The following is a 12,550-nucleotide window of genomic DNA, read 5'->3' as shown; positions in this document are numbered from 1 at the left end:
TCAACCGGCCTGCTTCACCCGCATGTACCATTCGACGAGCCGGCGAACCTGACGCTCGGTGTAGCCGCGCTCCACCATGCGTGCGACGAACTCGCCGTGCTTCTTCTCCGTCTCGCCGTCCTTCTTCGACCCGAAGGAGATGACCGGAAGCAGGTCCTCAACCTGGGAGAATATCCGCTTTTCGATCACATCGCGAATCTTCTCGTAGGAGATCCAGGTCGGATTCTTGCCGCCGTTCTGGGCGCGCGACCGTAACGAGAATTTGACCACCTCGTTGCGGAAATCCTTCGGGTTGGCGATGCCCGCCGGCTTCTCGATTTTGGTCAGCTCCTGGTTCAAAAGCTCACGATCCAGCAGCTGGCCGGTGTCGGCGTCCTTGAAATCCTGGTCCTCGATCCAGGCATCGGCGTAGTCGACGTAGCGGTCGAACAGGTTCTGGCCGTAATCCGAGTAGGATTCGAGATAAGCCTTCTGGATCTCGTTGCCGATGAACTCGGCATAACGCGGCGCAAGGTCGGCCTTGATGAATTCGAGGTAGCGCTTCTCGACTTCCTCGGGCAGTTGCTCGCGCTTGATCGATTGCTCCAGCGCGTACATCAGATGCACCGCGTCGGCGGCGACTTCCTGCGGATCGTGGTTGAAGGTCGCAGCCAGGATCTTGAAGGCAAAGCGGGTGGAAACACCGTCCATGCCCTCGTCGACGCCGGCGGCATCGCGATATTCCTGGACGCTGCGCGCCTTCGGATCGGTCTCCTTCAGGCTCTCACCGTCGTAAACCCTCATCTTGGCGTAGATCGTGGAATTTTCGTGCTTGCGCAGGCGCGACATCACCGAGAACCGCGCCAGCGTTTCCAGCGTCGCGGGCGCGCAAGGCGCGGCCGCGAGCTCGGAGCCCTGGATCAGCTTCTCGTAGATCTTCTGCTCCTCCGTGATCCGCAGGCAGTACGGCACCTTGATCACGCAGATGCGGTCGATGAAGGCCTCGTTGTTCTTGTTGGCCTTGAAGCTCGACCACTCGGCTTCATTGGAGTGCGCAAGGATGACGCCGGTGAAGGGGATCGCGCCGATGTTCTCGGTGCCGATATAGTTGCCTTCCTGCGTCGCGGTGAGCAGCGGGTGCAGCATCTTGATCGGCGCCTTGAACATCTCGACGAATTCGAGCACGCCCTGGTTGGCGCGGTTGAGGCCGCCGGAATAGCTGTAGGCGTCGGGATCGTTCTGCGCGTAGGTTTCGAGCTTGCGGATGTCGACCTTGCCGACCAGCGAGGAGATGTCCTGGTTGTTCTCGTCACCCGGCTCGGTCTTGGCGATCCCGATCTGGCGCAGCCGCGACGGCTGGATCTTTGCAACCCGAAACTGGGAAATGTCGCCGCCGAAGGCTTCCAGCCGCTTGTAGCACCACGGGCTCATCAGGCCGGTGAGACGGCGGCGCGGAATGCCGTATTTCTCTTCCAGCATCGGGCCGAGCTGATCCGGATCGAACAGGCTGAGCGGGCTTTCGAACACGGGCGAGAGCTCGTCGCCGGCCTTGAGCACGTAGATCGGATGCACTTCCATCAGCGACTTGAGCCGCTCAGCGAGCGAGGATTTGCCGCCGCCGACCGGACCGAGCAGATACAGGATCTGCTTGCGCTCTTCGAGGCCCTGCGCCGCGTGACGGAAGAAACCGACGATGCGCTCGATGGTTTCTTCCATGCCGTAGAAACCGGCGAAGGCCGGATAGGTCCGGATCGTGCGGTTCAAAAAAATACGGCCAAGGCGTGGGTCCTTGGCCGTGTCAATCGTCTGGGGCTCACCGATCGCTGCTAGCAGTCGTTCGGCCGCGTTTGCGTATTTCATGGGATCGCTTCGACACGATTCCAGATATTCCGCCATCGACATGTCGTGTTGGCTTCTCGCCTCGAACGACTTAGCGAAAGCGTTGAATAGAGAATCGTTGTACATGATCCCTCTCCGCGTGAGTTCCGCTACACAATTGAACGAAAGCAGCGACCGGACCGTTCCTTAGCGCCACTCTCGAATCAGCGTGAGCACATGACGATCATTCGACACCCGGGCGCCTTCTCGGCGCAACGCACAACGTAGGCACAGGGTGAGTTACGAACAGGCACCTGCCTGATATTTGAGCGAATCTTTGTCTATATTGGCTCATTTCCAGAAAATGTCACTCGCTCGCAACATCCGGGCATTACCGGGGATGCGTTCATCCGGCGCCGCATCATAGCCGTCTGCGAACGGCGATCTTATGACGCTTGTGCGGCGAAGCCTTGCGTGGCGCGTTCATCTTCCTGCTGCAATGCGGTGCGTGGACCGCCGGCGGCGTGACAGTCGCGGCAAACGCGCAGCAGTGTATCAAAATCGGTCGCCAGGCCCTCCGACCGGATGACGATGCGATCGTCCGTCACACCGCGGGCCAAGCCGCGGATGCTGCAGAGCTGCCTCTGCAAGGCCGGCGTCGGCGTCAGCACGATCACCTTGCGCCCGCGGCGTTCTTCAGCCGAAATCTCCGCGATCGAGTCCCACAGCAGAAATTCATTGCCGATGCGAAGGTCGCGAATGCCATAGGGGGTGACGATCACCACCGATGCCCGCTCGGCGGGGAGCATCCAGATCAGCCGGCCGGTCATCGCGGCGAACGCCACCACGCCGGCATAGCCGACCGTCGTGTCGTAATCGCCAAAAGCGTTCCACCAGCCCAAGGCGAGCGTTGCGCTGAGCAGCGTCATGGCGAAACCCGCAACGATCAGCAACCGCAGTTGGGTCGTACATGGACCGATTTCGAGATCGTGGGACGCATCGACGCATCCGGTCGACGTGACCGACTGGGGGCTGTCTGTGACAGCGAGCGCCAGACGGTCATGATGTGCTTGCATGCTTTCCCCCAGCATGGCCATTCGCGACCGAGCCACGATGCATCAGGCGGACCGGAATCCGCTGATGAGTACTCCACGCAGCCGCTGGCGGCGAGGCGAGGCAGCTGGCGTTACACAACAAGGGCCTAGCCGATTCCTCACGGCCAACGACCTTTTACGCAACTCGGCTCCCTCTACGCGGATCGCCATGATCGCGACGGAGTTACACTGGAGGATATGACGCCCATACCCTTGATTGGTTCCCTCAAGGAAGCATGTAAGCTAGAGGATAGCGCGTCAGGACCGGCGCGGAAACCCCTCGCCCGCAGGCTTGGAGATAAATTAGCATCATGAATCCCGTCAAAGAACTGGAAAAGCACGGACAAGCCGTCTGGCTGGACTTCCTGGCCCGCGGCTTCATCGCCAAGGGCGACCTGAAGCGGCTGATCGATACCGACGGCGTCAAGGGCGTCACCTCCAACCCGTCGATCTTCGAGAAAGCGATCGGGAGCTCGGACGAGTACGACGCGCCGATCGGCAAGGCGTTGAAGCGCGGCGATCGGTCGGTCGCCGACCTGTTCGAGGCCGTCGCGGTCGAGGACATCCAGAACGCCGCCGACGTGCTGCGTCCGGTCTATGACCGCCTCAAGGGCGGCGACGGCTATGTCAGCCTGGAAGTCTCGCCCTATCTGGCGATGGACACCGCCGGCACGGTCACCGAGGCGCGGCGGCTCTGGAAGGACGTCAACCGCAAGAACCTGATGGTGAAGGTGCCGGCGACGCCGGAGGGCCTGCCGGCGATCGAGACCCTGATCGGCGACGGCATCAGCATCAACATCACGCTGCTGTTCTCCAGGGACGTCTATCTGCAGGTTGCCGAGGCCTATATCGCCGGCCTGGAGACATACGTCGCAGGCGGCGGCGACCCCTTGCACGTGGCGAGCGTGGCGAGCTTTTTCGTCAGCCGTATCGACTCGGTGGTCGACAAACAGCTCGACGAGAAGATCGCCCGCGCCAACGACCCGAGTGAGAAGGAACGGCTCGCCGCGCTGAAGGGCAAGGTCGCGATCGCCAATGCGAAGGTCGCCTACCAGGATTACAAGCGCCTGTTCTCAGGTCCGCGCTGGGACAAGCTCGCGGCCAAGGGCGCCAAGCCGCAGCGCATGCTGTGGGCCTCGACCGGCACCAAGAACAAGGACTACAGCGACGTCCTCTATGTCGAGGAATTGATCGGTCCCGACACCATCAACACCGTGCCGCCGGCGACATTGGATGCGTTCCGCGACCACGGCACGCCGCGGGACAGCCTGGAAGAGAATGTCGACGACGCCAGGCGCGTGCTGGAAGAACTGGAGCGCTCCGGCGTCTCGCTCGATGCTATCACCGAGGAACTCGTCAAGGACGGCGTCAAGCAGTTCGCCGACGCCGCCGACAAGCTCTATGGCGCTGTCGCCCACAAGCGCGCCACCGTGCTCGGGCCTGCGATCGACCGCCAGCTTCTCTCGCTCGGCGACGGCCTCGGCAAGGCCGTGACCAAGAGCACCGAGGAATGGCGCGCGTCGGCAAAGATCCGCAGGCTGTGGCAACGGGACAAATCGGTCTGGACCGGCACCGACGAGGACAAATGGCTCGGCTGGCTCGACAGCGCCGCCAAGGCCGACGTCGCCGATTATGAGGATTATGCCAGCCGCGTGAAAGGCCAGAAATTCTCCGACGCCGTCGTGCTCGGCATGGGCGGGTCAAGCCTCGGGCCGGAGGTGCTGGCCGAGACCTTCGGCAAGAAGCCCGGGTTCCCGAAGCTGCACGTGCTGGATTCCACCGATCCGGCGCAGGTGCGGGCAATGGAGGCCAGGATCGACATCGCCAACACCGTGTTCATCGTCTCCAGCAAGTCCGGCGGCACCACCGAACCGAATGCGATGAAGGATTATTTCCACGAGCGCGTCGCGCAGGCGGTCGGACCGAAGGTCAAGACCGGCCATCGCTTCATTGCGGTCACTGATCCCGGATCGTCGCTGGAGACGGCGGCGAAGACGCTAAGCTATGCGCGCATCTTCCACGGCGAGCCCTCCATCGGCGGACGCTATTCGGTGCTCTCGCCATTCGGCCTGGTGCCGGCGGCAACCGCGGGCGTCGATATCAAGACCTTCATCAAGCACGCGCTTGCGATGGCCCGCTCCTGCGGACCGGACGTGCCGCCGGCCGAGAACCCCGGCGTGCAGCTCGGCCTTGCCATGGGCCATGCAGCGCTCGAAGGCCGCGACAAGGTGACGATCCTGTCGTCGAAGAAGATTGCCGATTTCGGCGCCTGGGCCGAGCAGCTCATCGCGGAATCGACCGGCAAGGACGGCAAGGGCCTGATCCCGATCGACGGCGAGCCGCTGGGCGAGCCGGCGGTCTACGGCAATGACCGGCTCTTCATCGACATCCGTATCGAGGGCGAAGCGGACGCCGCCCATGACTCGCAGCTTGCTGCGATCGAAGCGGCCGGCCATCCCGTCGTGCGCATCGTGATGAAGTCGATCGACCATCTCGGCCAGGAGTTTTTCCGCTTCGAGATGGCAACGGCGGTCGCGGGCAGCATCCTCGGCATCAACCCGTTCGACCAGCCGGACGTGGAAGCGGCCAAGATCAAGACCCGAGAGCTCACCGCCTCGTTCGAAAAGACCGGCGCGCTGCCGGCCGAGCAGCCGGTGGTCAGCACCACCGAGGCCGATCTCTACACCGACGAGACCAATGCCGCAGCCCTGCGCGCTGCCGGCGCCAACGGCGACCTCACCTCCTGGCTGAAGGCGCATCTGTCGCGCTCCAATCATGGCGACTATGTCGCCCTGCTCGGCTACATCGCCCGCGACAAGGCGACGATCGACGCGCTCCAGGCCATGCGGCTCGAGGTGCGCGAGAAACGACACGTTGCGACCTGCGCCGAGTTCGGCCCCCGCTTCCTGCACTCGACGGGGCAAGCCTACAAAGGCGGGCCGGACAGCGGTGTGTTCCTCCAGATCACCGCCGACGATGCCAAGGACCTGCCGGTGCCGGGCCAGAAGGCCAGCTTCGGCGTCATCAAGGCCGCGCAGGCGCGCGGCGACTTCGACGTGCTTACCGAGCGCGGCCGGCGCGCGCTGCGGGTCCACTTGAAGGGCGGGCTCAAGAAGGGTCTCGCGGCGCTCAATGCGGCGCTCAACGAGGCACTGAACTAAGGGAATTCCTCAAATGCAACTCGGCATGATCGGCCTCGGCCGGATGGGCGGCAACATCGTTCGCCGCCTGATGCGCCACGGACATTCGACCGTGGTCTACGACAAGGACGCCAAGGCCGTCGCCGGCCTTGCGGCAGACGGCGCGGTCGGCTCGGCGACGCTCGAAGAGTTCATTGCGAAACTGGAGCGGCCGCGCACGGCCTGGGTGATGCTGCCGGCCGGCCACATCACCGAGACCACGATCGACACGATCGCGGGCGCGATGCAGGAAGGCGACGTCATCATCGACGGCGGCAACACGTTCTGGCAGGACGACGTCCGCCGCGGCAAGGCGCTGAAGGAGCGCGGCATCCACTATGTCGACGTCGGCACCTCCGGCGGCGTCTGGGGCCTCGACCGCGGCTATTGCATGATGATCGGCGGCGAGAAACAGGTCGTCGATCGGCTCGATCCGATCTTCGCCGCGCTCGCGCCCGGCGCCGGCGACATTCCGCGCACGGAGGGACGTGAGGGGCGCGATCCCCGCATCGAGCAGGGCTACATCCATGCCGGCCCCGTCGGCGCCGGTCATTTCGTCAAGATGATCCACAACGGTATCGAATACGGCCTGATGCAGGCCTACGCCGAAGGTTTTGACATCCTCAAGAACGCCAACATCGAGGCCTTGCCGGCGGATCATCGTTACGATTTCGATCTCGCCGATATCGCCGAGGTGTGGCGGCGTGGCAGCGTGATCCCGTCCTGGCTGCTCGACCTTACCTCGACCGCGCTCGCGGATAGCCCTGCACTGGCGGAGTATTCGGGTTTCGTGGAGGATTCCGGCGAAGGACGCTGGACCGTGAACGCGGCGATCGACGAGGCCGTGCCGGCCGAAGTCCTGACCGCGGCGCTGTTCGCACGTTTCCGTTCCCGCAAGGAACACACTTTCGCCGAGAAAATTCTCTCAGCGATGCGAGCCGGTTTTGGCGGCCACAAGGAGCCGAAGCAGCCGGCTGCTTCGAAGCCGAAATAGCAATTAGCAGAACGAAGGCCAATAGTTCGTGACAAAAGACCCGCAAGCCAAGCGCAAGCCGGAAAATTGCGCCTTCGTCATCTTTGGTGTCACCGGCGACCTCACCCATCGGCTGGTGATGCCATCGCTCTACAATCTGGCGGCCGAGCATCTGTTACCCGAAAAGTTCTGCGTGGTCGGCGTCGCCCGCCGGGGCCAGTCGGACAACGAGCTGCGCGACAGCCTGTTGAAGGGCTTGCGCCAGTTCGCGACCCGGCCGGTGGACGACGACATTGCCAAGAAGCTGCTGGAATGCGTGACCTTCGTCGAAGCCGACGCAAAGGATCCGCCATCCTTTGATCGCCTGCGTGAGCATCTGGATTCCCTGGAATGCGCGCAGGATACCGGCGGCAACCGGCTGTTCTATCTCGCGACCCCGCCGGCTGCGTTCGCGCCGACCGCGCGCGAGCTCGGCCGCACCGGCATGATGAAGGAGAACGGGGCGTGGCGGCGCCTGGTGATCGAAAAGCCGTTCGGCACCGACCTCGCCTCGGCGCGCGCGCTGAATGGCGAGCTGCTGAAGATCATGGACGAGCACCAGATCTACCGGATCGATCACTATCTCGGCAAGGAGACGGTGCAGAACATCCTGGTGCTGCGCTTTGCCAACGGCATGTTCGAGCCGATCTGGAATCGCAACCATATCGATCACATCCAGATCACGGTGGAGGAAAAGCTCGGCGTCGGCCATCGCGGCGGCTTCTACGACGCCACCGGCGCGCTACGCGACATGGTGCCGAACCACCTGTTCCAGCTGATGTCGCTGGTCGCGATGGAGCCGCCGGCGCGTTTCGACGCCCATTCCGTGCGCTCCGAGAAGGCCGAGATTCTGACCTCGATTCAGCGCCCGAGCGAAGAGGAAGCGCTGAAGAGCTCGGTGCGCGCCCAATATCTCGCAGGGCGCATCGGCGACGATGAGATCCCGGACTATCGCAAGACCGAGGACGTCAAACCCGGCAGCACTACCGAGACCTATGTCGCGCTGAAGCTGATGATCGACAATTGGCGCTGGGCCGGCGTGCCGTTCTATTTGCGCACCGGCAAGGCGCTCGGCCACAAGCGCACCGAAGTCGCGATCAAGTTCAAGCAGGCGCCGCTGTCGATGTTCTCAGGCACGGCTGTCGATCGTCTCTCTCAGAACTTCCTCACGATCGGCATCGCACCGACCGAGACCATCGAGCTCCAGTTCAACGCCAAGATCCCGGGGCCGAGCGTCACCATCGACGGCGTCGAGATGAAGTTCCGCTATGGCGACTATTTCCGGGCCGATCCCTCGACCGGCTACGAGACGCTGATCTACGACTGTATGATCGGCGACAACATCCTGTTCCAGCGTGCCGACGGCATCGAAGCCGGATGGGAGGCGGTGCAGCCGTTCCTTGACGCCTGGAAGAACGCGGGCAGCAACGGCATCGAGACCTATCAAGCCGGCAGCGACGGCCCCGCCTGCGCCGATGAATTGCTCCGCCGCGACGGCCGAAGCTGGCGTAAATTTTCGTGACGGCGACGGCCGGACAGCCGAAGCTGATCGTCGAGGCCGACGCCGAGGCTCTCGCGCGGACCGCGGCCGGACGGGTGATGGCGCGAATCGCGGCCAATCCCGGGCGCATTGCGATCTGCCTGACCGGCGGCTCCAGCCCAAAGAGGCTCTACCAGCTGCTGGGCAGCGAGGCTTGGCGCGAAAAAATCCCGTGGGAGCGCGTGCACTGGTTCATCGGTGACGAGCGCTTCGTGCCCGAAAGCGATCCCCTCAACAACATGGCGGTCGCGCGCGCGACCTTTCTCGATCGCAACGCGCCCTCCGGCCATGTTCACCCGATCCCGACGACGGCTGACGACCCTGATCAGAGCGCCGAGGCCTATGCGCGCGAGCTGCAGGCTTTCTACGGCGCGGAAAGCCTGGATCCGGCACGGCCGCTGTTCGACATGGTCTTGATGGGCGCGGGGCCGGACGGCCACACGGCTTCGCTCTTCCCGGGCTACCCCGCGATCGAGGAGATGGGACGCTGGGTGGTCGGCGTCCCCAAGGCCAATGTTGCCCCCTTCGTGCCGCGGGTCTCGCTCACCCTGCCCGCGCTGGCGTCCTGCCGCGAAATGCTGTTCGAGATAGCGGGGCACGACAAGCAGCCGATCTTGACGCGCCTGCTCAATGGCGAGACTCTGCCGGTTGTACGCGCGCGCTCGAATGGCGAGACCGTCTGGCTGGTCGACCAGGCCGCGCTTCCGGAGGGAATTCGTGGCGGGCGTTGAAGCACCTTGTGCATTGATCGTGATGGGCGTGTCGGGCTCGGGCAAGAGCACGGTTGCAAAAGCGCTCGGCGAGCGCCTCGGCTGGCGTTTCGAGGACGGCGACAGCTTTCATCCCGCCAGCAATGTCGAGAAGATGCGGGCCGGCCATCCCCTCACCGACGAGGACCGCTGGCCCTGGCTCAACGCCATTGCCGACGAGATCGCGAGGGTCTGTGACAAGGGCGAGCACGTCATCATCGCCTGCTCGGCGCTGAAGCATACCTATCGGGACGTGCTCCTGCGCGGACGCGACGACGTCCGCTTCATCTTCCTGAGGGGCACGAAGGAGCTGATCGCCGCACGCCTGGCGCAACGCAAGGGGCACTTTATGCCGCCCGGCCTGCTGACGAGCCAGTTCAACACGCTGGAGCCGCCGGAGGCTGGCGAGCACGTGATCACAGTCTCGATCGACGAATCCGTGGAAGCGATCGTGGACGGCGCGGTGCGGCAGTTGAAACTGGGCGGCGCGAAACGCTGAGGCCAAACACCCAAGAAACACCCAAGGGACCGTCATGACAAAAATCTCGCTCGTCGTCTCCGACGTCGACGGTACGCTGCTGACCAAGGACAAGACGCTGACCGACCGCGCGAGGTCCGCGGTTCAGCGTCTGCACCAGGCCGGCATCGGCTTCACGATTACGTCGAGCCGCCCCGCGATCGGCATGCGTTTCCTGATCGAACCGCTGGCGCTCTGGCTGCCGGTCGGCCCGTTCAACGGCTCCTCGATCGTCGACCCCGAGATGAATCCGGTCGAACAGCATCTCATCCCCGCCGCGGCGGCCGAGCGAAGCTTGCAAATTCTGCGGGACTTCGGCGCCGACATCTGGCTGTTCACCACCGACAAATGGCTGATCGACAAGCCTGATGGCCAATACGTGGCACATGAGCAGCACACCATCCGCTCCGACCCGACCATCGTGACGGATTTCTCGCCGTATCTCGCGAGCGCCTGCAAGATCGTCGGGGCCAGCGCCGATGCAGCCGGCCTCGAAGCTTGCGAGAAGGCGATGCAGAAGGCGCTCGGCAGCGAGGCGATGGCGGTGCGCTCGCAGACCTATTACCTCGACATCACCCCGCCCGGCTTCGACAAGGGCACATTCGTGCAAGCCATGGCCAAGCGCCTCGGCATTTCAACGGACGCGGTCGCCACGATCGGCGACATGCAGAACGACCTCGCGATGTTTCGCGTCAGCGGCGTTTCGATCGCAATGGGCAATGCGGCCGACAACGTCAAGGACCAAGCCACCCACGTCACCGCGACCAACGAGCACGACGGTTTTGCGGAAGCGATGGAGATGATTTTGAAGCGGAACGAGGTCGCCTAGGTCACTGCTTCGACCGCTGCATCGCAGGCTTCTTGCTGCCCTGCCTTGCGGCCGACAGGTTATGCGCGGTGTTGACCAGCGCGATATGAGTCAGCGCCTGCGGGAAATTGCCGGTCTGACGCCTGGCGCCTGAATCATATTCCTCGGCTAGCAGTCCCACATCATTCGCGACACCGACCACGCGATCGAACAAGGCTTGCGCCTTGTCGAGATCGCCCGCCAGTACATGGGCATCGGCCAGCCACAGGCTGCAGGCGAGGAAGGCGCCCTCGATCGGCTGCTTCTCCTCGGACACTTCGCGCGGATCGTGCCGCAGCACAAAGCCGTCAGGCATCATGTGCTTTTCCATCGCCGCGATGGTGCCGCGAATGCGCGGATCCGACGCTTCCAGGAAGCCAACGGACGGCAGCAGCAGCACGCTGGCATCGAGCAGCTTCGAGCCGTAGGACTCCACGAAGGCATTCTCCTCCGCGTCGAAGCCCCGGTTGCAGACGTCGCGATGAATGGCGTCGCGCAAGGTGCGCCAGTGCAGCAGCGGCGCCTTGAAGCCGAAGGTCTCGGCGCTCTTGATGCCGCGGTCGAAGGCGACCCAGGTCATCACCTTGGAGAAGACATAGTGCTTCGGCTGCCCGCGCCGCTCCCAGATGCCGTGATCGGGCTGGTCCCAGACTTCGGCGAGATGCTTGAGCACGGCGCATTCCAGCGCCCAGCTCTCGTCGTCGAGCTTGAGCTTGGCCATCCGCGATTGGTGGAAGGCGTCGATCAGTTCGCCGTAGACGTCGAGCTGGAGCTGCGCATGCGCGGCATTGCCGACGCGCACCGGCTGTGCGCCCTCGTAGCCATCGAGCCAACCGGCCTCCCATTCCAGCAGCCGCCGCTGGCCCCAGATGCCGTACATGATCTGCATGTTCGCCGGTGAGCCTGCCGCCGCACGCAACAGCCAATTGTGCCAGGCCGAGGCTTCCTCGGTGTAACCCGAGTTCATCAGCGCCAGCAGCGTGAAGGTGGCATCGCGCAGCCAGCAGAAGCGGTAGTCCCAATTCCTGGCGCCGCCGAGCTTCTCCGGCAACGAGGTGGTCGGCGCCGCGACGATGCCGCCGGTCGGAGCGAAGGTCAGCGCCTTGAGTGTGATCAGCGAGCGCACGATCAGGTCGCGATAGTCGCCATCGCGATTGCAGTGGCTGCACCAGTCCTGCCAGAATTTCTCGGTCTCCTTGAGTGCGACCTCCGGATCGATTGGCGCGGGCGGCTCGAGATGCGAGGGGCCGTAGGTCAGCACGAACGGCACGGTCTCGCCGGCCTTCACCTCGAAATCGGAAACCGTGGTCAGATCCTCGCCTCGGGTCTTGGCCGGTGTCCGCAGCACGGTCATGTCCTGCCCGGCGACCGCCAGCAGGGAATGGTCGATCCGCCGCACCCACGGGATGTCGACGCCGAAGCCGAAGCGGATGACGAGCTCCATCCGCATCTTCACCTTGCCGCTGACACCGCGGACCAGCCGCACGATGTCGGAGGCCTTGCCGCGCGGCGGCATGAAGTCGATCAGCGCAACGGTGCCGCCGTCAGTCTCAAAGCGCGTTTCGAGGATGAGGGTGTCGCCGAGATAGCGGCGCGACGTCGCGGTGACGTCCTCGCTCGGCGCGATCAGCCAGCGGCCGTTCTTGTGCGTGCCGAGGAGCGCTGCAAAGCAGGCGTCGGAATCGAAGGCCGGCCAGCACAGCCAGTCGATCGAGCCGTTGCGGCCGACCAGCGCCGCGGTCTCGCAGTCGCCGATCAGCGCATAATCTTCAATCCTCTGAGACAATGTCGTGCGAGCCTCGAAAACGACGTCCG

Annotated in this window: 9 protein-coding genes; 6 read left to right on the top strand and 3 right to left on the bottom strand. The window is 63.9% G+C overall.

Annotation, left to right across the window (positions count from 1 at the left end; translation table 11 throughout):
• Both AC0L23_RS11930 and AC0L23_RS11925 read right to left on the bottom strand, forming a co-directional pair.
• Entirely contained in the window at positions 1-1,944 is a 1,944-nt protein-coding gene (locus AC0L23_RS11930) for a PrkA family serine protein kinase (protein WP_018454065.1), read from the bottom strand.
• Positions 1,945-2,243: 299 nt separating this feature from the next.
• Positions 2,244-2,894, bottom strand: coding sequence for a hypothetical protein (locus AC0L23_RS11925; protein ID WP_085351899.1), 651 nt, complete (start codon positions 2,892-2,894; stop codon positions 2,244-2,246).
• Positions 2,895-3,202: 308 nt separating this feature from the next.
• Here AC0L23_RS11925 and AC0L23_RS11920 point away from each other — a divergent pair, with 308 nt between their 5' ends.
• From AC0L23_RS11920 to AC0L23_RS11895, 6 genes are read left to right on the top strand one after another with little or no spacing between them, the layout of a single operon-like run.
• Complete coding sequence (locus AC0L23_RS11920; RefSeq protein WP_085361501.1) at positions 3,203-6,052, top strand: bifunctional transaldolase/phosoglucose isomerase; 2,850 nt, start codon at positions 3,203-3,205, stop codon at positions 6,050-6,052.
• Positions 6,053-6,065: 13 nt separating this feature from the next.
• Positions 6,066-7,064 (top strand): phosphogluconate dehydrogenase (NAD(+)-dependent, decarboxylating), encoded by a 999-nt coding sequence (gnd, locus tag AC0L23_RS11915; protein ID WP_085351901.1) that lies wholly within the window; start codon positions 6,066-6,068, stop codon positions 7,062-7,064.
• Positions 7,065-7,092: 28 nt separating this feature from the next.
• The gene (gene zwf / locus AC0L23_RS11910) at positions 7,093-8,604 is read left to right on the top strand and encodes a glucose-6-phosphate dehydrogenase (protein ID WP_018454061.1); all 1,512 of its coding nucleotides are present in this window, start codon (positions 7,093-7,095) and stop codon (positions 8,602-8,604) included.
• The gene (gene pgl, locus AC0L23_RS11905; RefSeq protein ID WP_085395695.1) at positions 8,601-9,353 is read left to right on the top strand and encodes a 6-phosphogluconolactonase; all 753 of its coding nucleotides are present in this window, start codon (positions 8,601-8,603) and stop codon (positions 9,351-9,353) included. Before zwf ends, pgl begins: the two co-directional genes overlap by 4 nt.
• Complete coding sequence (locus AC0L23_RS11900; RefSeq protein WP_026232661.1) at positions 9,340-9,870, top strand: gluconokinase; 531 nt, start codon at positions 9,340-9,342, stop codon at positions 9,868-9,870. The genes pgl and AC0L23_RS11900 overlap by 14 nt, the downstream gene beginning before the upstream one ends.
• 34 nt (positions 9,871-9,904) lie before the next feature.
• Positions 9,905-10,717, top strand: coding sequence for an HAD family hydrolase (locus AC0L23_RS11895; protein ID WP_085351905.1), 813 nt, complete (start codon positions 9,905-9,907; stop codon positions 10,715-10,717).
• Position 10,718: 1 nt separating this feature from the next.
• Here AC0L23_RS11895 and AC0L23_RS11890 read toward each other — a convergent pair whose 3' ends face one another.
• On the bottom strand, positions 10,719-12,521 hold the full coding sequence (locus AC0L23_RS11890; protein WP_085395696.1) for a glycoside hydrolase family 15 protein: 1,803 nt from the start codon (positions 12,519-12,521) through the stop codon (positions 10,719-10,721).
• Positions 12,522-12,550: the final 29 nt, after the last annotated feature.

The sequence above is a fragment of the Bradyrhizobium sp. MI1.4 genome, assembly GCF_055811315.1.
This window is presented reverse-complemented; position numbering and strand designations above follow the sequence as displayed.